Origin of the sequence: Burkholderia aenigmatica (assembly GCF_048627025.1) — a bacterium.
Taxonomy (GTDB): Bacteria; Pseudomonadota; Gammaproteobacteria; order Burkholderiales; family Burkholderiaceae; genus Burkholderia; species Burkholderia aenigmatica.
In genome coordinates this window covers 1,444,861-1,463,520 of record NZ_CP184468.1, presented here as the reverse complement: position 1 = coordinate 1,463,520, position 18,660 = coordinate 1,444,861, and the positions used below count along the sequence as shown (strand labels likewise).

Here is an 18,660-nt window from a genome sequence, read left to right as displayed (position 1 = left end):
GGGAATCGATGACGCATGACGTGCATCATGCGGACGGGACCGACTGGCACGTCGGTCCCGGCGAGCGACGGGCGCGTGAGGTAGCCGCTCCGCCCACGACGGATGTGGTGCGTGCCCAAGGGGGCGAACGCCATGACCGGGCGGGACATCCCGCGAATATGGACACGCCCGAATTGACGTCGCCGACTATCGCGACGACGCCGTCATCTACCAGCTTCTGCGCAACCGGCGCTCCGGCCCGCGAAAGCCGGATAGGCGCGATCGAAACGCACCGTGTCGATTAAGTCCGGCATCGTCCGTCTCGCGCCGCCGCGCCTGACGAATCATGAACGAAACACCGTCCGCTTCACATGGTGTCGAAGCCGAGCGCAGGCGCTTCATGCAACCGCACGTTCAGCGCGACCTCAGCGCCTGCAACCCCAGTGTGAGCGGATTGAGCGGCATCTCCGACGTCCCCATCGAAAAGCTCGTCGCCTTCGTGGGTGCCCCCGGATTACGCATCAGCGCGTGAACGATCCGCTCGCTCGCATGACCGTCGCCGTACGGATTGCTCGCGTGCGCCATGTCCCCGTACGCGCTCTCGCTGTCGAATAGACGCGAGGCCTCCCACACGATCCGCTCCTGATTGGTGCCGACGAGCCGTGCGGTACCGGCCTGGATCGCTTCCGGCCGCTCCGTCGTCTCGCGCGTGACCAGCACCGGCTTGCCCAGTGCCGGCCCTTCTTCCTGAATGCCGCCCGAATCGGTGATGATGAAATGCGCGCGCGACATCAGGAATACGAACGACAGATATTCCTGCGGCTCGATCAGGTAGATGTTCGCCACGTGGCCGAGCCGTGCGCGCGCCGGCTCCCGCACGTTCGGATTCATGTGCAACGGATAGACGAACTGCGCATCGGGATAGCGGTTCGCCAGCGTACACAGCGCATCGCAGAAATTCTGGAATGGCTCGCCGAAACTTTCGCGACGATGGCCGGTGATCAGCACCACGCGCCGCGACGGTTCGAGAAACGGAAACTGTCCCGCGACCCGCTCCGTCAGCGCCGCGGTGCAATCGAGCATGCGCTTGACCTCGTGCAGCGCGTCGATCACGGTATTGCCGGTCAGCACGACCGCCCCACCCGGTACGCCCTCGCTGAGCAGGTTGTCGCGTGCCTGCCCGGTCGGCGCGAAATGCCACGACGACACCGCATCGGTCACGCGGCGATTCAACTCTTCGGGCCACGGCGACCAGATGTCGCCGCTGCGCAAGCCGGCCTCCACGTGCCCGACCGGCAGATAGCGATAGAACGCCGCAAGACTGACCGCGAGCGTGGTCGTCGTATCGCCGTGCACCAGCACGACGTCCGGACGCAATTCGTCGAAGACGATGCCGATCGCCTGCAGAATGCCCGTCGTCACGTCGGTCAGGGTCTGACTTTGGCGCATCACGTTGAGATCGTAGTCGGGTTTGATGTCGAACAGCGTCAGCACCTGATCGAGCATTTCGCGGTGCTGCGCGGTCACGCATACCCTGGCGTCGACACCCGCTTGCGCTTTCAATGCACGCACCAGCGGTGCCATCTTGATGGCCTCCGGGCGAGTCCCGAACACAAGCAAAATCTTCTTCATCGTTATCCTCGTTGAGCCATTTCGCGCTGAATGACCCTGCCCGTGGCGCGAAGCATGTATTCAGGCGGCGCCTCCCGTACTCGCACGCGATCGACACGTTGCGATGTCGCGGAGCGAGCGCGCCGCCCGGTCCGCGTGGTCTACGCCACGCGAATCGTCGTACTACCGGCGTCCCGTTGCACTTGATCAGTCACGTCATGAGTCGTTCCTCGCTGAGCCTGGCGTCACGTCTGTTGGTCACTTCCCTTCCACACCACTACAGCAATATTCAAACCAGCCGCCCTGCAGCCGTGTGCGGTTCACACTGCGTGCACCGCGCACACGCGGCGCGCGACGGAATGTTTCACAACTGCTACGCGTGTCGCAGCGCCAGATACACGCGATACAGGCACCTATCCGGGCAGTCGCGTGGTTCCCTCGGCGACGTCGTCCGACGAATCGCGACCCCATGTCGAGCGTTCATCGCGCATCGCATCTCACGCATCTGTCGAAGCGCGTTGCGCTTCCTTGATCCGCCACTTTTGTCTGTGCAGCGGGCGGCGCCATCGCCCCCTCGGCCGCGGTCATGCACGAGGGATTTACCCGGCATGCAACGTCGTTCACATCGCACGAATCAAGAGGGTGGGAAATGTTGCGAATGTGTAACGCGGGTCCGGAACGGGGCGTGCGGCATCAGATTCCGGTCCGTGCAACGCATGCGCCCTCATGGAACACAGCGACATTCCGGCCGATGCACACGCAACGAACGACGCGATGCACGTCACCGCGCAAAGTCGTGCGGCCGATGTCTCACAGGTTCGGCAGACAATTCGCTCGACGCATGACAGGTACGGGCCGTAACGCCGATCGCGCTCGGATATTCGGCCCGTGCACGCTGATTCTTCGATGAATCAAAATCCGCCGCCTCCGTCCGCGCCAAGCATCCAGACGCCACCCCTGCCCCTTGCTGCGCGCGGCATCTCGGCCGATGGCTCACGCCTTGCTTAATGACAGTCAGGTGTGCCCCGAAGCGCCCGCCCGACAGCGGACGAACGGGGACGCCCAAGCAACGAAGCAGGGGCGAAACGCAACGCGTCCGCCTGGAGCGACAGACAAGCGCTTCTGCGTGCCGAACGTGCCGACGTGTCCTGTTGAAGTACGCGCGATCCGCGAGCCTGGTTCCGGCTCCGCTGTAAAGAACCAGCCCGTGAACGCAACTATCGGTACCCGCCTCGGGTTCACCCGCGCCACGGTGAACCGAGCCACAACGTCGACGCGCTCGCCAGGTGCGACGCGGCCAACGCCGCGCCCGGCGACGATTGAACAGGACCGCCGCGCAGGCGCCCAAGAGACCATGAACCGGCCCGCGCTTTGCCCGACCTTACGCTCGCGCGTAGCGGCCACCGTCGCGCTGTGCCGCCTGTGGCACGTCGCCTGCTGTATCGCCGCGTGTGGCTTCGCGCTGCACGCGAGCGCCGCCGAACTCCGGCTCAACGGGATGTACCAGCGGACCGACGGCGCGATCACCGTGCGCCAGAACGGCGTCGGCATCGACCCGTATTTCGCGGCGAAAGCGCTCCTCGCCGCGTCCGACGCGCAGCTCGACGCCCGTCAGGCTGCACTCGCGTGGATCGCATGGCTACTGCCGCGCCAGCGTCCGGATGGCGGGTTCGATCGCTACTGCGTGAAGAACAGCCGCTACCGCGCATGTGCCGACGCGGAAACCGACGACGCGATGATGGCGACCTGGATCGAACTGCTCGCCCGTTTCGCGCCACCTGACGGCTTGCCTGCCGCGTGGGAACTGAGCATGAACCGGGCCGGCCTGCATCTGGACACGCTGCTCGACAAACCCTCCGGCGTCTATCAGATCTCGTCGTCACTGCACGTCGCGTTGCTGATGGACAACGTCGAGGTACACAGCGCGTTCCAGGCACTCTCGGCGTACTACGTCCGGCGCGCCGACTACACGCACGCGGGCCCTTGGAGCCAGCGCGCCGACCGGCTGGCATCCGCGATCCTGAAGGTGTTCTGGCGCGGCACGGAATCCGGCTTTCGCGCCAGCACGCAGCAGGTCAGCGACACGAGTTTTTATCCGGCGAAGATCGCGCAGATCCTTCCGCTTCTGTCAGATATTCAGGTTCCCGAACAATCCGGCGAGACGATCTACGCGCAGTGGATGAGGAAGTACGGCAAGAGCTGGCCGCAACTCGCCGACACCGATTATCCGTGGGGCTTGATCGCGCTGGTCGCGGTCAAGATGAACGATTGGGGCACGGTCGCCTGCTGGCAAGCGCGATCAGCGCCATACCGGCACGGCGCGCACTGGAACGTACTGGAGGAGTCGCTTTATCTGGCATTCGAAAAACGGATGGCCGCCCCCGTCATCCCCGCTCGATGCGGATTCACGACGGCGGCGGCAACGGCGACCGCATCGCGCTGACGCAACGGTGCGCGCGGTCCATGATGGCTACAAAGGAAGGAGACGTGTCATGTGTGGCATCGTCGGCGCGGTCGCGCAACGGGACATCGTCCCGATTCTGATTGAAGGTTTGCGTCGCCTCGAATATCGCGGCTACGACTCATGCGGCGTGGCGACGGTCGTCGACGGCCAGGCGCGTCGCGAGCGCAGCGTGTCGCGCGTCGCCGACCTCGACGCGCACGTGCGCACCGCCGGCCTGACCGGCAGCACCGGCATCGCTCACACGCGCTGGGCAACGCACGGCGCGCCGGCAACCTGCAACGCGCATCCGATCTTCTCGCGCGATGAAATCGCACTCGTGCACAACGGCATCATCGAGAACCACGAAACGTTGCGCAAGCAACTTTCAGACGAGCATTACGAATTCGATGGCCAGACCGACACCGAAGTCGTCGCGCACCTGATCCACAGCCAGTATCGCGGCGACCTGCTCGCCGCCGTGCGCGCGGCAACGTCGCAGCTTCACGGCGCCTACGCGATCGCCGTATTCAGCAAGCACGAGCCACAACGGCTGATCGGTGCGCGTGTGGGCTCGCCGCTCGTCGTCGGCGTGAAGGACGGAGAATGCTTTCTTGCCTCCGACGCGCTCGCGCTCGCCGGCATCACCGACCGCTTCATCTTCCTCGAGGAAGGCGACATCGTCGAGTTGACGCCGGGCGGCGTGCGCGTGCTCGACCGCGGCGGCGCGCCGGTCGAGCGTGCGGTACAGACCATTTCCTCCGCGCAGGCCGCCGTCGAACTCGGGCCGTACCGGCATTTCATGCAGAAGGAGATTTTCGAGCAACCGCAGGCCGTGGCCGCGACCATCCCGGATGCGGGGCTGTTCGACCCGGCCGTATTCGGCCCCGACGCCGCGCGGGCGTTCGAGCAGATCGACAACGTGCTGATTCTCGCGTGCGGCACGAGTCACTACTCCGGCCTGACCGCGCGCCGCTGGCTCGAAACGATCGCGCGCGTGCCCGCGCAAGTCGAGATCGCGAGCGAATACCGTTACAGCGACGCGCTCGCGATGCCGAATACGCTGGTGGTGAGCGTGTCGCAATCCGGCGAGACCGCCGACACGCTCGCCGCGCTCAAGTACGCGCAGGCGCTCGGCCATATCGACACGCTGGCGATCTGCAACGTGCCGACCAGCGCGATGATGCGGCAGACCGGCCTGCGCTTCCTGACGCGGGCCGGCCCGGAAATCGGCGTCGCGTCGACCAAGGCGTTTACGACGCAGCTCGTCGCGCTGTTCATACTCGCGGTCACGCTCGGGCGGCTGCGCGGCTACGTCGACGATGCGCAGCTTGCGCGCTATACGACGCAACTGCGGCGGCTGCCCGGCGCACTTGAGGATGTGCTCGGGCTCGAGCCGCAGATCGAGCGCTGGGCGGCGGAATTCTCGCAGCACGAGAACGCGCTGTTTCTCGGGCGCGGGCTGCACTACCCGATCGCGCTCGAAGGTGCGCTGAAGCTGAAGGAGATTTCGTATATCCACGCGGAGGCGTATCCCGCGGGCGAACTGAAGCATGGGCCGCTGGCGCTCGTGACCCACACGATGCCCGTTGCGACGATCGCGCCGAACGACGCGCTGCTCGAGAAGCTGAAATCGAACATGCAGGAAGTGCGCGCGCGCGGCGGGCAGCTTTACGTGTTCGCCGACGCAGATACGCGGATCGACAACAGCGAAGGTGTATCGGTGTTGCGGATGCCGGATTACTACGGGCTGTTGTCGCCCATCCTGCATGTCGTGCCGTTGCAGCTGCTCGCGTATCACGCGGCGTGTTTGCGCGGCGCGGATATCGACAAGCCGAGGAATCTGGCGAAATCGGTGACGGTTGAGTGAGGGAGTTGGGGAAGCGGGGGCGGACCAGTGAAGGTCTTCAAGGGATCGGACTGGTCCGCCGAGTACGATTCGAACGTGTGATCTACGGTTTGGAAGGCCGTTGCTCGTGTGCGCTCGCATGCCGCCCGCCTTGCGATAGTGCCCGTTCAGTCTGCACGCCTCCCCGTGTCCGCCATGCGCGATCGCATTAGCGGCCTAGTGCCGCTTTCAACTGCTCCAGTGTGAGCCACTTCCGTTTCGAATGCACAATGCGGTGGCAGTTAGAGCAAAGGAGGATCAGGTCGCTGACGTTCGTTTTCTCGCCCGGTCGCATGGTATGAACTGGTTTCGTGTGGTGAACGTCAATAACCCCGTCACCCAAGTCCCCGTACTGCTTCGAAAAGTCAAACCCGCACGCGACGCAGAACAGCCGGCCATGCTGCTCCCGCGCTTGCTTCTTGGCCGCACTCACCAGCCGCCGATCTCGCTCGCGGAAGCGATGCATCCGCGTCGCAACTCGCCCTTCCTCGGCCTCTTCAATGCCAAGCTCGTCCGGCCCCGCCAAGTCTATGCCGTTAGTATGCTCTGCGATCCCATCTCTGATGAACTGGGCCACCTCCGCGAGTCGCTGCATGTCACCTGAGAATTCATTCCAGACCAGAGCCTCGTCCTTGTTTCCTCGTGTAAGCCCTGTCTTTCCCTGGGCCGTGTACTCCGGATCCAAGCTTCGGAAGTTCATCAACTTCATGTACACACCGTTCTCATTGCGGTAGGTATCGCCGCTCCGCTGCCCTAGGACGACTCCAAACGCATTGAGCACATTCGATAACTCCGCAATTTCGGGTGCACTATTGCTAGGCAGCGATACTCTGTGCCGCATGTACAAATCCAAAGCAAGAATCAGCTCATCACGGGACCAACGAACGTTGCGCCGACCGCCTCCCCCCCCTCCGTTGACGTGCCGTCGTCGGTTTCAAAGCTCCGAACCCAGGCCTTGATCTTGTCCGGTTCGACTTGCGCACTCTCCCTCCACGGAGCTTGCGCGGGCATCTGTTCAATTTCGTGCAGCAAGTCGTCAAAGTCAGCGTCGGACCAGATGCGCCCCCGCGCCGCCCGCAGTATTGCAGCTCCGCGAGTTGCTGACTCTCCACTCAACTCCGCCCATGTCTCATACGGCTCGGCTGCGATGAGTCCGAGTGGCGGTAGACCAAATACAAAACATGCGTAGTCAATCCGAGATTGGATGTTTCCTTGCGCCACTCCGTCGGTTCGCGAATTCATGCCTAAGACTGCGGCAGCGTCGCTATTAGAGAACGGCAGGATGACACCTTGATTGTCACTGGCGATTGTCCTAAGCCATTGCAGTAGGGCCTTTGTACGCACCTGTGTAACGCTACTCTCTTCTGCTGGTGGCTTTGACCATTTATTTGGCTGGCCGAGCGTGCGCTGCGAGTACCAGAGTGCTCTTGCACTGAACTCTTCCGGATGGGATACAACGATGTGCTCGTACGTCACGCCCTTTTCATTTGCCTCTTCGAGAGTCTTAAATCCCTCGGTGGGGCGGTTTCGACAAACCGCGTCCTCGGCAGCACCGATAAGACCACGGTTACGTAGTTGGTTAAAGGTCCGGGGGGCTTGGCTACCCTGAGTGGTCTTGATCGCGACGTACCGGCTCACCGCTTGCACAATCTTTTCTTCGGCGGGACTCAGGTTTAAGAGGTTGAGTCCAGTCCTCTGAGCCACAAGAACACGGGCCAGTTCAACTGCCCGTCGATCCAGGGCATGTTTCACCTCGGGCGTCAAACGCTCATCGTGCTTCGCGTTCTCTGAGAACAACCTAAGTTCATCCCAACTTCCGAGATTTTGGATCGTTCGTGAAATCTTCTCATCCATTCTTCGCAGTGCCCCGCCTATGCTTGTTTGACGTTTGTGTCATCCTCTTCGGCTCATCCTACCACTCGCGCACTGGCATCATGTTTGGCGGCTCGCCATGTTGCCAACACCACCACTGCTTGAGCCGCCGACACTGCCACCACCTCTATTGCGGAACTGTTGAAATCCGCTCCCGCCGACGATGCCCATCATTGCGCCTTGAAGCGACGTGATATCGCGGGCCTTGACAGGCGCAATGAACGTTTGTGGAATGTCCTTCTGGTAGTTCATCGCCGCCACGGCCTGCCCATAGTCCTGCGACGTGATGAGATTCGAGCGCATACCCGCCGCTGCCATCACCTGATCGAATGACATTTGCTTGCTCTTGTTCGCCTGCATGGACGCGAGGCGGGCCGTGCCGCAGGATGTCGGCGGACGTTCCGCCCACACCACGCGCTGCGGCGTCCACCCGCATTGCGCCGAGCTGCCGAGCCGCCGCGATCTGCTGCTCTACGCTACCGCGCACCATAGCCTCCGTCGCCCGCACCATAGTTACGGTCTGCGCGCCGATGGCGATTGCCCGGTTCTGATTTCTGATGGAGCGCTGCGCGTTCGACAGCGATGGCTGCGCCGCGAGGAACTCGTTGTTCGCCTCACGAATCTTGTTGTTATCTGCGTCCGACTGAGACAGCAAGTTCGCGGCTTGTGTCTTGGCGGAATCGACCGTGTACTGCGCGTCGTTCTGCGCGTTTTGCAGGCGGGCCTGCATCATGCCCACGCCAGCGCCTGCGATCATCTGAAACAACTGGCACATTAAATTGCCCCGCCCGCGCTATGAATTTGGGAAACCGACCGCGCCGGATGCGCCATTCGAACAATAATTTTCATGTGTATTCCTTAGTTGTTACCGCGACAAACGCACGACTATTGTTGATTGGTGAAACACGACAAGTTGGCTACACCAATCTACACATGTCCCGCATGGATATGCGCGGTGCGTTCAGGTTCGAGAATGGCACGAGGTAAGCCGCGCCCCGTGAAGTCCTACGAAAAGGAGGACAGATAGCCGCCCGCGCACAAGCTGCCACGACGATCAATGCCATCTGCGATAGCCCTGCCGCGCTCGCTCGATGTACCACCGGTCGATCAGTGTCTCTGGCTTCGCCGCCTTTAGGATGACCTCGCGTGCGTAATCTTCGAGGCTGAAACCACGCCCCTCGCTCAAGCGCACAAACGTAGCGCGATTCATGCCCCGAAGCCGCACCGCCTGTTCGATAATGTCCGTCGCTAGCTGCTCCGGCTGTACCAAAGGCACACCCAACGCGGCCAAACGTGCAAGACGCTCCTGCTCCATACGTTCCGGCCAACCGCTCATGCCTTCACCCGCGCCCTGTACTTCCGCGCAACCCAACTCGGCAGACCACCGGTACATGCTTCCGCCGCTTCCCGCCATACAGCTATGGCCCCTTTCGATGCTCGGGCCTCAAGGCGTTCGAAATAGGATTGCGCCGTGCCGCTGTGCTCAAGCGGATGTTGAGGGGGACTTGCTCATACTCATCCTCCAAATGTGACGAAGCCCGCACGTCGGCGGGCCTCTGATTGCAGCAGGCGATGCCTGCTCGGAAAGTGACGCGATGAGATATCGCGTGTATTGTCTGCTGAGGGTCATGAAATTGAATCCCTCGCAAACCGACTGCGGCCATGATGTGCCAGACGGCGGACTTGCGGTTGATTGCCGTTGCTGGCGCTACTCGCCTACCTTCGGTGGCTGACCTGACGGGAGCGCGCTTTCGATCCAACTCAGAGTGCCGCCGCCCCTTAGATCGGTGATGTACACCATTTCGGACCAGAAATGGGTACATCCGCGAGCGGGGCAAATAGCGGACAATGCTTGAACAATCCAACTCCGTTCCAAAGATCGATGGCGACGCTTAACGAAAATGGGCAAGTCATTGCGCACTGCATCGAATGCAATGGCGCGCTCACAGTGTTCTTGGCTGGCGATCCACGGATCGGGCAAGGATTCGGGCAAATAACTCGACAGGTCTCCGAGCAGACAGCGCAGGTCTATCAACTCGTTCGCTGCACAGGATGCGGGTCTGGCGCGTTACTGACACTGCAATCTTTCCGTCGCCACGGGCAAGTAGGGTTGCTCGATTTCTATCCTGAAGCCCAAGACAGGCTCTCCCTCCCTTCTGGCGTACCGGACGGCATTGCAAAGGAGTTTCGCGAGGGTGAAAGGTGTCGCGAAGCTGGCTGTTTCCGGGCGGCTGCGGCAATGTTCCGCTCGGTACTCGATAAGACTCTGCGTGCAAACGGATACAAGGAAAAGCGCGGCACGAATCTTGAGCAGCAAATTGATACAGCGGCTGCCGACGGCGTAATTACTGCAGCTCGCCAACGACGCGCACACGATGAGATTCGCGTGCTTGGCAACGATGTTTTGCATGAGGCGTGGGAGCCTGTCCGTGCAGACGACGTAGCCGCCGCTCGACAATACGCACAACGCATCCTCGAAGACTTCTACGATGATCGCGAGTCCGTGTTGAAACTGCTACGGGCCAAGGGCAGAGTGGCGGACGAAGATCGACCACCGGCCACGGAATGAACCGCGCAACCATCCACCCGCGACCGATCCTCACTAGAGAAACGCGCACACCCACGCACGGGGGGCACGCGTGCATGCAAGCGGCGTAAGTCCGCGCAGATAAGCGCATCAAATTTGGGTTCGGTTATTTCGGCGCCGCAGACCTCAGTGAGCCTTCGGGTCGTAACTCCTCGCGGAAACCTCAATCAATATTGATTTGCTTGGTCCAACATGACTGGGTGAACCTCTGCGAAATGTGGCTCGATCGGCGGGAGGCGGTAATACACTCCATTGCCGAACTTGAATTGATCGCGGTGTGCCCGCAGTTGGTCGCTGTCCGACTCAAAAAGAGTAAACCTGAACGACCGGTTTAAATCAGCCTGAGGGACGTTCGTCCCAATGCGGAGAGTGACTTCATACTCACCCGCCATCCAGAAGAAGTCAGCATCGAACAGCGTAAGCAGTGGTTGTACCAGCGGCGGGTCCGCCTCTACGTCTGGGTGGTCTTTCGGGAGGCCGCCCCGCTTAGTCAAGATGTTGTCTTTCATCGCCTTAGCGGCCCTACTGAACGTCTGCTTTGCTTCTCGCGTCGCGATTCGAACGAAATTCACGCCATGCCCCCATTCCTCGCGCGGCTGGAGGCGAAATGGCGTGAACAGCGTGGGCTTCTGGTCGGACAATTTCTCGAAATACCCGCGTGCCACAAGTTCTCTTCGCTCTTGCCCGCGCGCTACTGCGAGAGTGATCTTCTGAATTCGGACCTCTCTTCCACCAGTGTTCGTGATCGATAGATGCCACTGCGCGTGCGGCGAACCAACTTCCTCGTCCAGAACAATTCTGTCAAAGCACTCAACATCGAGTTTTGCTCGCTTGAACCAAAGCCGAACTGGGGGCAATTGCGTAAGCAATAAGGCGATGAACGCCACCGCGAATTGCCAAAATCTGATGTCGCTGTAGAAGTGTTGATCGCTCACGGCTATCCTTTCTGCGAGAACTGACCGATGCTGCCGTGAATAATACCTCGCGGGTGGTTTGCGGCTAGGCCCGAGCAACGATATCCATCAAATTTCGGCCCGGCAGTTTGAGCGGTGTGCGAACAGGAAGGTAGAATTCGCCACACTCTCGCCACAACGAGAGTGCAGCAGACCTGTATCCGATCCTAACCAAGCGGTTAAGGCGAGATTGTAAGCGCTTGTTTCGGAAGGAATTTCTGGCCCGCCCTACACGATTCGAACGTGTGACCTACGGCTTAGAAGGCCGTTGCTCTATCCAACTGAGCTAAGGGCGGTCGGGGAGAAAAGACACGGCCGGCGCGGACCGCATTTGACGCAGGGCTTCGAGCGACGGCAGAACCGTCAAAACCAAAGCCGAGAAACAAAACGGGCCCGGCATGAAGCCGAGCCCGAAATTATACCCGATCATCGCGTCACATCACGCGAGATGAGCCACCGCGACATCAAACCGGCTGCGGATGCATCATGAACCAGCCGAGGCAGAACACGCCGGCGATCACGCAATACACGCCGAACGAAGCCAGCCGGCCGCGCCCTTCGAAATAACGCATCAGGAACCGCACGCTCAGGTACGCGGCGATCGCCGTCAGCACGCCGCCGAGCAGCGCATCGGCGAGCTGGTCGCGCGCATGGAACAGCTTCGGCAGCTCGAGCACCCCCGCCGCGAAAATGATCGGCGTACCGAGCAGGAACGAGAATTCCGCGGCCTTCTCCGCCGTCAGCCCCGCGGCATTGCCGGCGATCATCGTCAGCCCGCTGCGCGAGAAACCCGGAATCAGCGCGCCGATCTGCGCGAGACCCACGAAGAACGCCTGCTTGAACGTCATCTTCTCGGGCGCCTGATGCGCGCGGCTGCGCTGGATGCGATCGCCGAGCCACAGCAGCACGCCGTTCACGATCAGCGCGATCGCGACGATCCGCAGGTCGTGGAACACGCGTTCGATGCGCTTCTCGAGGAGCAGCCCGACGATGCCGGTCGGGATCGTACCGATGATGAGCGCCCACATCAGGTGCCCGTCGTCGTTCTTGCGGCCGCCGAGCTGCGCGAAGAAGCCGCTGATCAGCGCGATCCAGCGCGCGCGGAAATACCACAGCAGCGCCAGCGCGGTACCGAGGTGCAGCGCAACGAGGAACGGCAGCAGTTGCGGCGCGTGCTTGTCGATATGCATGCCGAACAGTGCCGGCACGAGCAGCGTATGGCCAAGGCTGCTGACGGGAAAGAGTTCGGTGACGCCCTGCAGGACGCTCAGGAATACCAGAAACCAGAGACTCACGCGTCGGTCCTTTTAGTCGAGATTAAGCGGGAAGAAAGACGGACGACGCGATGCGCGTCCGAAAAAAAACGCGCCCCGATTATGCCGAGCCAGGATTACTGCGCCAAGGCATTTGGCAGGTTATTGCGGCCATGCACACAAACGCTTGCAATTTGTAAGCACACAGAAAGCAAAAAGCCCGCCATTTGCATGGCGGGCCTTTCGACTTCGGCAGGAATTGCCGTCAGCGGCCGAGCTGATAGAAAAATAATACCGTGCTGCCGGTGAACATGCCGAACAGTGCGATACCCATTGCCATTGCCAGATCCATGGCCCCCTCCACGAAGTGTCATGACCCGGCAACCTCACCGGTTTAGAGGCATTATCCCGACCGTTGACAGTCTTAAAAACTCGCGATTTCCCGAGAAGGGTTTTCCCCGAGCCGTCACGGCCCGATAATGGAGCGCGCCGTTCCCGTCCACCCGCCCACCCCGATTCGCCATGCCGACCTTCCAGCAACACGAGATTCACGAACTTCACGCCGGCCCGTCGCTCGTCCGGGTCGCTCCGCAATTCGGCGGCCGCCTGCTGTCCTGGCATGTCGACGGCGAACCGGTGATCTTCTGGCCGGAAACGGCCGACTGGAGCAACCTTGCACGCGTGCGCGGCGGCAACCCGCTGCTGTTCCCGTTCCTCGGCCGTCACCGCGTCGACGGCGAACTCGGCCGCTGGCGCGACGCCGCCGGCGTGGTGCGCGACCTGCCGATGCACGGCTTTGCGCGCGACCTGCCGTTCGCCGCGCAACCGTCGGCCGATGGCGCCGCGTTGTCGATGACGCTCGATGCGACCGACACGCTGCGGGCGAGTTACCCGTTCGACTTCCGGTTCGAAACGACCTACCGGCTGGCCGACTCGCACACGCTCGAAGTCGCCCTGACGACGACCAATCGCGGCGACACGCCGCTGCCCTACTACGCCGGCCATCATTTCTATTTCGCGCTGCCGCACGGCGAGCGCACCGAAACCACGCTCGAACTGCCGCCGACGCATCGTTGCGCGCAGCTCCCGGATGGCTCGATCAGTACGGCCGAACCGGGCGAAGCCCGCTATCGCCTCGACAACCCGGACATTCTCGACCGCTTCCACTGCCTCGGCGGCGCGCCGGCCACGCCGGTGCGCATCGTGATGCCGGGCCGCCGCCGCACGATCGAGATCGCGCTCGACGTGCCGGGCTCGATCCCGTGGTACGCGGTCACGACCTGGACCGAAAAGCCGGATTCGGACTTCTACTGTGTCGAACCGTGGCTCGGGCTGCCGGATGCGATCCACAACGGCCTCGGGCTGCGCATGCTCGCGCCGGGCGCGACCGAAACGGCCACGCTGAGGATTCGCGTCCTCCCGCTCGCCGGCTGATACGCCCGCCGAGACGTCAATACGCAGCGCGCCGAACCGGCGCGCGACGGCCCCGGCAACGGCCCAAACTGCGGTGCGCGGGTCGAACCCGTTAAAATCGGACGTTTTGTGTTGCCTGCCGCGTCACGAGCGGCAGGGTTTTGCGAGGTTCAATGTTCGGAACAACAACGAAGCGACTCTTCGCAGCCGCCTGCGCCGCCCTGCTCGTCGCGTGCGGCTCCGCGCCTGTCGGCCCCGGGTTCTATCGCGTCGAGCGCGGCGACACGCTCTACAAGATCGCGCGCGACAACCGCACGTCGGTATCGAACATCGTGCGCTGGAACCAGATGACGAACCCCGATGCGATCGAAGTCGGCCAGATGCTGCGCGTCGCGCCGCCGCCCGGCACGACCACCGCATCGACGCCGTCGACCACCGGTACCGGCAGCGCCGGTCGGGCCCGCCCCGCGCCTTCCGCGCCGGTTGAGTCGGCCGTCAAGCCGGCCACGAGCATCGCGCTGATCTGGCCGGCAGCCGGCAACGTGGTTCGCAGGTTCGACGGCTCGAAATCGAAGGGTATCGACATCGCGAACTCGCCGGGCACGCCGGTGGTCGCGGCGGCGCCGGGCGTGGTGGTCTATGCGGGTAACGGGCTGCGCGGCTACGGCAACCTGATCATCCTCAAGCACAACGCCGATTACCTGACCGCCTACGCGCACAACCGCGCGCTGCTGGTGAAGGAAGGCCAGTCGGTCACGCAGGGGCAGTCGATCGCCGAGATGGGCAACAGCGACAGCGATCGCGTCGCGCTGCATTTCGAGGTGCGCTACGGCGGCCGATCGATCGACCCGTCACGCTACCTGCCGGCGCGCTGAGCGCCCGACAGGCGACACGCGATGCCGGCGCGCATCGCGTGCCGTCGCGGCAAACATCGGGAAAGATGGTGTCAGCGCTTGCGCAGACGTCCGGTGAAACGGCCGGACAACGGATCGACGTGACGTGCAAACGCTACCAGCAGGCCGATCCCGATCAGGCTGAACCCCGCAGCTATCAGAAGCAAATCCATGGTCACACACTGTTTTTTCGTGATCTTATGCGTCATTGTGGAATCGTGCACTGAGCCGAGGCTTTCGGACGAGTACGAGGATTCCCTGCCCTCAGACGTCATTGTGGATTCGCCTGCGTGAAACCCTGATGTAAGCTGTCCGCCCGACACCACGCTCGCCCCAGGAGACAACGCGATGCTGCCCGCCACCGACCGCTACGACGACCTGCTCTCCCGCTTCGCGTGGGACGTTCCGGCGCGTTACAACATCGGCGTGGACGTCTGCGACAAATGGGCCGACGGCAGCGGACGCCTCGCGCTGATCCACGAAACGGCGCAAGGCGACGTTTCCCGCCTCACGTTCGACGACCTGAGGAATGCTTCTAACCGGCTCGCGAACAGCTTCGTGCGCGCCGGCCTGCGGCGCGGCGACCGCATCGGTATCTTTCTCGCGCAGGGGCCCGAAACGGCGATCGCGCACCTCGCCGCCTACAAGCTCGGCGCGATCGCGGTGCCACTCTTCACGTTGTTCGGCGTCGATGCGCTCGAATACCGGCTCGCGAACAGCGAGGCGGCTGCGCTCGTCACCGACGCGGCCGGCTACGCGAAAATCGCGCCGCTGCGCGCACAGCTGCCGGCATTGCATACCGTCTACTGCATTGGCGACGATGCGCCCGATACGCCCGAACCGCCGGGCGTGCTGCGTTACGACACGGCGCTCGCCGCCGAAACGCCCGACTTCGTGCCGGCCGATACGGCTGCCGACGATCCGGCGGTCATCATCTATACGTCCGGCACGACGGGCAAACCGAAAGGCGCGCTGCACGCGCATCGCGTGCTGCTGGGCCACCTGCCGGGCGTGGAGATGTCGCAGCAGTGCTTCCCGCGCGATGCGCGCCTGTTCTGGACACCCGCCGACTGGGCATGGATCGGCGGCCTGCTCGACGTGCTGCTGCCGTCATGGCATCACGGCGTGCCCGTGCTCGCCCGCCGCTTCGAGAAATTCGACGGCGACGCGGCCTTCGCGCTGATGGCACGGCACGGCGTCACCCACGCGTTCCTGCCGCCCACTGCGCTGAAGCTGATGCGCACCGTCGAGGCACCGCGCGAACGCTACGCGCTGTCGCTGAAATCGGTCGCGAGCGGCGGCGAGTCGCTCGGCACCGAGCTGACGGCTTGGGGGCGCGACGCGCTCGGCGTGACGATCAACGAGTTCTACGGGCAAACCGAGTGCAACATGGTGCTGTCGTCGTGCGCGGCGCTGTTCGATGCGCAGCCCGGCGCAATCGGCAAGGCCGTGCCCGGCCATGCGGTCGCGATCGTCGACGCGGACGGCACGCCGCTGCCGCCCGGCGTCGAAGGGCGCATCGCGGTGCGCCGCCCCGACCCGGTGATGTTCCTCGAATACTGGCGCAACGCCGACGCGACGCGCGACAAGTTCGCGGGCGACTACCTGCTCACCGGCGATACGGGCATGATCGACGCCGACGGTTTCGTACGCTTCGTCGGCCGCGACGACGACGTGATCACGAGCGCCGGCTACCGGATCGGCCCGGGCCCGATCGAGGACTGCCTGCTCACGCATCCGGCGGTGCGGATGGCGGCCGTCGTCGGCGTCCCCGACGCGACGCGTACCGAGATCGTCAAGGCATTCGTCGTGCTGAATCCCGGCCACACCGGCGACGAGGCGCTCGTTCAGGCACTGCAGGCGCACGTGCGCACGCGCCTCGCCGCGCACGAGTATCCGCGCGCGATCGCGTTCGTCGACAGCCTGCCGATGACCGCAACCGGCAAGATCGTGCGCCGCGCGCTGCGCGACGCGTAAGCCGGCCGCCACCCGCGCCGTTCGCCCGTCCGGATGGTTTATAGTGGCGCCACCACGCAGTCTTTCCAAAAAATCGATGTCCTCTGATCACCACTCCGACGCGGGCGCGTCGCACAGCCCGCTCTACGCCAAACTCCTCGGCGAAACCGCCAAGATCGACTGGTGCGATCTCGAACGCTTCTTCGCGCAGGGCAAGCTGTTGTCCGTTGCACGCGACCTCGATCTCGTCAGCGTCGCGGAAGCGGTTGCCGACGACGATGCCGAACAGGTCACGCGCTGGCTGTCGTCGGGCCTCGTCGCGCGCATGCCGGCCGAAACCGCTGCCGACTATGCGGCGCGCAACCCGGAGCTGTGGGCGGTCGTCGTCTCGCCGTGGGTCTGCGTGCAGGAACGCGCCTGACGCGTCCGCCATGTCCGAATCCGCGTTACCGCACGGCGCCGGCACAGGCTCGGCCACCGTCACGCACCGGCGCGTCCTTGCACTCGCGTTCCCGATCGTCCTTGCGAACCTGACCCAGCCGATTCTCGGTGCCGTCGACACGGCCGTCGCCGGCCACCTCGACGGCGCGCAGTATCTCGGCGGCGTCGCGCTCGGCGGGCTGTTTTTCAATTTCGTGTTCTGGGGGTTCGGTTTCCTGCGGATGGGGACGACCGGCCTCGTCGCGCAGGCGCACGGTGCCGGCGATGCCGCCGGGATCCGCCTGAACCTGCTGCGCGCGTTGATCGTCGCGTTCGCGCTCGGCGCCGCGGTGCTGGCGCTGCAGGTGCCGCTGCTGTCATTTGCGCTGTCCGCGCTCGGCGGCAGCGATGCCGTCCGCGCGACGGCGCTTGCCTACAGTCACGCGCGGATCTGGAGCGCGCCGTTCGCGCTCGCGAACTACGTCGTGCTCGGCTACCTGCTCGGCATGCAGCGCGTGCGGCTCGCGCTCGTCGCTCAGGTGTTCATCAATGCAGTGAACATCGGCGCCGTGCTGCTCTACGTCTACGGCTTCGGCTGGGGCATCGCCGGCATCGGCGCGGCGACCGCCACCGCGGACGCATGCGGCTTCGCGCTCGGCGCATGGATCCTGTGGCGGTTGCGGCCGCGCGGCCTCGCCCCGATCGTCGCGCGTGCGCTCGCCGACCGTGTCGCGCTCAAGCGGCTGATCGCGCTCAATCGCGACATCTTCCTGCGCACGCTGTGCCTGCTCGGCGCATTCGGCTGGTTCGCGCACCTCGGTGCAAAACAGGGCGATGCGACGCTCGCGGCAAACGCGCTGCTACTGAATTTCCAGACGTTCATGGCGTACGGCCTCGACGGCTTCGCGCATGCGGCCGAGGCGCTCGTCGGTGCGGCGGCCGGCGCGCGCGACCGCCGCGCCTTCCGGCAGGCGGTGCGCGTCACGCTGTTCTGGTCGGCGCTCGGCGCGCTGCTGTTCGCGCTCGTGTACTGGGCCGCCGGCGGCTGGATCATCGCGCGCCTGACCGACCAGGCCGAGATCCGCGACGTTGCGCTGCGCTACCTGCCGTGGGCCGCGATTTCGCCGATCGTGTCGGTCTGGGGCTTCCTGCTCGACGGCGTCTTCATCGGCGCCACGCAAACGCAATCGCTGATGCGCGCCATGGTCGCGTCATTCTCGATCTTCGTCGTGGCCACACTCGCGGCCGTCGGCACGTTCGGCAATCACGGCCTCTGGTTCGCGCTGCTGCTGTTCATGGCCGCACGCGGTGCGACGCTGGCGCGCTACCTGCCGGGGCTGTTGCGGCACATCGGCACCGACGCGCCCGCGGCCCGCGCCTGATAGCGGACCGAAC

Annotated in this window: 17 protein-coding genes and 1 tRNA gene; 9 read left to right on the top strand and 9 right to left on the bottom strand. The window is 63.7% G+C overall.

Translation table 11 applies throughout. The features are described 5' to 3' along the window. Positions 1-393 precede the first annotated feature (393 nt). Entirely contained in the window at positions 394-1,611 is a 1,218-nt protein-coding gene (wecB, locus tag ACN8ZM_RS06915; RefSeq protein WP_043182337.1) for a non-hydrolyzing UDP-N-acetylglucosamine 2-epimerase, read from the bottom strand. A 1,333-nt stretch (positions 1,612-2,944) separates the two neighbouring features. Between wecB and ACN8ZM_RS06910 the strand changes: the two genes are divergently transcribed. Together ACN8ZM_RS06910 and glmS are read left to right on the top strand one after the other, a co-directional pair. Then, a complete protein-coding gene (locus tag ACN8ZM_RS06910) occupies positions 2,945-4,033 on the top strand; it encodes a hypothetical protein (RefSeq protein WP_043182335.1) in 1,089 nt (362 codons plus the stop codon). A 49-nt stretch (positions 4,034-4,082) separates the two neighbouring features. Further along, a complete protein-coding gene (gene glmS, locus ACN8ZM_RS06905; RefSeq protein WP_420210832.1) occupies positions 4,083-5,900 on the top strand; it encodes a glutamine--fructose-6-phosphate transaminase (isomerizing) in 1,818 nt (605 codons plus the stop codon). A gap of 187 nt (positions 5,901-6,087) precedes the next feature. Here the strand turns inward: glmS and ACN8ZM_RS06900 are convergent, their stop codons facing one another. The 3 genes from ACN8ZM_RS06900 to ACN8ZM_RS06890 all read right to left on the bottom strand — a co-directional run bounded on the left by ACN8ZM_RS06900 (position 6,088) and on the right by ACN8ZM_RS06890 (position 8,126). Next, positions 6,088-6,627, bottom strand: coding sequence for an HNH endonuclease (locus ACN8ZM_RS06900; protein WP_420210831.1), 540 nt, complete (start codon positions 6,625-6,627; stop codon positions 6,088-6,090). Between the two features lie 152 nt (positions 6,628-6,779). Continuing rightward, positions 6,780-7,772, bottom strand: a complete 993-nt coding sequence (locus ACN8ZM_RS06895; RefSeq protein ID WP_420210830.1) for a hypothetical protein — start codon at positions 7,770-7,772, stop codon at positions 6,780-6,782. 78 nt (positions 7,773-7,850) lie between these two features. Continuing rightward, positions 7,851-8,126: a hypothetical protein gene (locus ACN8ZM_RS06890; RefSeq protein ID WP_420210829.1), complete on the bottom strand. Its 276-nt coding sequence runs from the start codon at positions 8,124-8,126 to the stop codon at positions 7,851-7,853. 4 nt (positions 8,127-8,130) lie between these two features. Here ACN8ZM_RS06890 and ACN8ZM_RS06885 point away from each other — a divergent pair, with 4 nt between their 5' ends. Beyond that, positions 8,131-8,568 (top strand): hypothetical protein, encoded by a 438-nt coding sequence (locus ACN8ZM_RS06885; RefSeq protein WP_420210828.1) that lies wholly within the window; start codon positions 8,131-8,133, stop codon positions 8,566-8,568. Between the two features lie 276 nt (positions 8,569-8,844). Here ACN8ZM_RS06885 and ACN8ZM_RS06880 read toward each other — a convergent pair whose 3' ends face one another. After that, positions 8,845-9,183, bottom strand: coding sequence for a hypothetical protein (locus tag ACN8ZM_RS06880; RefSeq protein ID WP_420210827.1), 339 nt, complete (start codon positions 9,181-9,183; stop codon positions 8,845-8,847). A 459-nt stretch (positions 9,184-9,642) separates the two neighbouring features. On the opposite strand from ACN8ZM_RS06880, the gene ACN8ZM_RS06875 reads away from it, so the two are divergent. Then, positions 9,643-10,359: a DUF4145 domain-containing protein gene (locus ACN8ZM_RS06875; RefSeq protein WP_420210826.1), complete on the top strand. Its 717-nt coding sequence runs from the start codon at positions 9,643-9,645 to the stop codon at positions 10,357-10,359. Between the two features lie 185 nt (positions 10,360-10,544). On the opposite strand, the gene ACN8ZM_RS06870 is transcribed toward ACN8ZM_RS06875, so the two are convergent. The 3 genes from ACN8ZM_RS06870 to ACN8ZM_RS06860 all read right to left on the bottom strand — a co-directional run bounded on the left by ACN8ZM_RS06870 (position 10,545) and on the right by ACN8ZM_RS06860 (position 12,625). Beyond that, positions 10,545-11,312: a hypothetical protein gene (locus ACN8ZM_RS06870; RefSeq protein ID WP_420210825.1), complete on the bottom strand. Its 768-nt coding sequence runs from the start codon at positions 11,310-11,312 to the stop codon at positions 10,545-10,547. Between the two features lie 237 nt (positions 11,313-11,549). Next, positions 11,550-11,626 (bottom strand) — tRNA-Arg (locus tag ACN8ZM_RS06865). A gap of 168 nt (positions 11,627-11,794) precedes the next feature. Further along, positions 11,795-12,625: an undecaprenyl-diphosphate phosphatase gene (locus ACN8ZM_RS06860; protein WP_043182315.1), complete on the bottom strand. Its 831-nt coding sequence runs from the start codon at positions 12,623-12,625 to the stop codon at positions 11,795-11,797. 480 nt (positions 12,626-13,105) lie between these two features. Between ACN8ZM_RS06860 and ACN8ZM_RS06855 the strand changes: the two genes are divergently transcribed. Both ACN8ZM_RS06855 and ACN8ZM_RS06850 read left to right on the top strand, forming a co-directional pair. Beyond that, the gene (locus ACN8ZM_RS06855) at positions 13,106-14,017 is read left to right on the top strand and encodes an aldose epimerase (protein ID WP_420210824.1); all 912 of its coding nucleotides are present in this window, start codon (positions 13,106-13,108) and stop codon (positions 14,015-14,017) included. Positions 14,018-14,169: 152 nt separating this feature from the next. After that, positions 14,170-14,871 (top strand): peptidoglycan DD-metalloendopeptidase family protein, encoded by a 702-nt coding sequence (locus ACN8ZM_RS06850; protein ID WP_420210823.1) that lies wholly within the window; start codon positions 14,170-14,172, stop codon positions 14,869-14,871. 71 nt (positions 14,872-14,942) lie between these two features. Here the strand turns inward: ACN8ZM_RS06850 and ACN8ZM_RS06845 are convergent, their stop codons facing one another. After that, a complete protein-coding gene (locus ACN8ZM_RS06845) occupies positions 14,943-15,098 on the bottom strand; it encodes a hypothetical protein (RefSeq protein WP_155291875.1) in 156 nt (51 codons plus the stop codon). A 139-nt stretch (positions 15,099-15,237) separates the two neighbouring features. Here ACN8ZM_RS06845 and ACN8ZM_RS06840 point away from each other — a divergent pair, with 139 nt between their 5' ends. The 3 genes from ACN8ZM_RS06840 (at position 15,238) to ACN8ZM_RS06830 (ending at position 18,647) form a co-directional block, all read left to right on the top strand. After that, the gene (locus ACN8ZM_RS06840; protein WP_420210822.1) at positions 15,238-16,866 is read left to right on the top strand and encodes an acyl-CoA synthetase; all 1,629 of its coding nucleotides are present in this window, start codon (positions 15,238-15,240) and stop codon (positions 16,864-16,866) included. 76 nt (positions 16,867-16,942) lie between these two features. After that, a complete protein-coding gene (locus ACN8ZM_RS06835; RefSeq protein ID WP_043182308.1) occupies positions 16,943-17,266 on the top strand; it encodes a DUF2288 domain-containing protein in 324 nt (107 codons plus the stop codon). Between the two features lie 10 nt (positions 17,267-17,276). Beyond that, a complete protein-coding gene (locus ACN8ZM_RS06830) occupies positions 17,277-18,647 on the top strand; it encodes an MATE family efflux transporter (RefSeq protein ID WP_420210821.1) in 1,371 nt (456 codons plus the stop codon). The last annotated feature ends 13 nt before the right edge of the window (positions 18,648-18,660 follow it).

What these genes read in the sequence shown, in the direction of transcription:
- wecB (WP_043182337.1), bottom strand. Translation starts at nt 1,611, where the DNA reads ATGAAGAAGATTTTGCTTGTGTTCGGGACTCGCCCGGAGGCCATCAAG.
- ACN8ZM_RS06830 (WP_420210821.1), top strand. Translation starts at nt 17,277, where the DNA reads ATGTCCGAATCCGCGTTACCGCACGGCGCCGGCACAGGCTCGGCCACC.
- ACN8ZM_RS06855 (WP_420210824.1), top strand. Translation starts at nt 13,106, where the DNA reads ATGCCGACCTTCCAGCAACACGAGATTCACGAACTTCACGCCGGCCCG.
- ACN8ZM_RS06850 (WP_420210823.1), top strand. Translation starts at nt 14,170, where the DNA reads ATGTTCGGAACAACAACGAAGCGACTCTTCGCAGCCGCCTGCGCCGCC.
- ACN8ZM_RS06835 (WP_043182308.1), top strand. Translation starts at nt 16,943, where the DNA reads ATGTCCTCTGATCACCACTCCGACGCGGGCGCGTCGCACAGCCCGCTC.
- ACN8ZM_RS06845 (WP_155291875.1), bottom strand. Translation starts at nt 15,098, where the DNA reads ATGACGCATAAGATCACGAAAAAACAGTGTGTGACCATGGATTTGCTT.
- ACN8ZM_RS06890 (WP_420210829.1), bottom strand. Translation starts at nt 8,126, where the DNA reads ATGTCATTCGATCAGGTGATGGCAGCGGCGGGTATGCGCTCGAATCTC.
- ACN8ZM_RS06900 (WP_420210831.1), bottom strand. Translation starts at nt 6,627, where the DNA reads ATGAAGTTGATGAACTTCCGAAGCTTGGATCCGGAGTACACGGCCCAG.
- ACN8ZM_RS06880 (WP_420210827.1), bottom strand. Translation starts at nt 9,183, where the DNA reads ATGTACCGGTGGTCTGCCGAGTTGGGTTGCGCGGAAGTACAGGGCGCG.
- ACN8ZM_RS06910 (WP_043182335.1), top strand. Translation starts at nt 2,945, where the DNA reads ATGAACCGGCCCGCGCTTTGCCCGACCTTACGCTCGCGCGTAGCGGCC.
- ACN8ZM_RS06895 (WP_420210830.1), bottom strand. Translation starts at nt 7,772, where the DNA reads ATGGATGAGAAGATTTCACGAACGATCCAAAATCTCGGAAGTTGGGAT.
- ACN8ZM_RS06840 (WP_420210822.1), top strand. Translation starts at nt 15,238, where the DNA reads ATGCTGCCCGCCACCGACCGCTACGACGACCTGCTCTCCCGCTTCGCG.
- glmS (WP_420210832.1), top strand. Translation starts at nt 4,083, where the DNA reads ATGTGTGGCATCGTCGGCGCGGTCGCGCAACGGGACATCGTCCCGATT.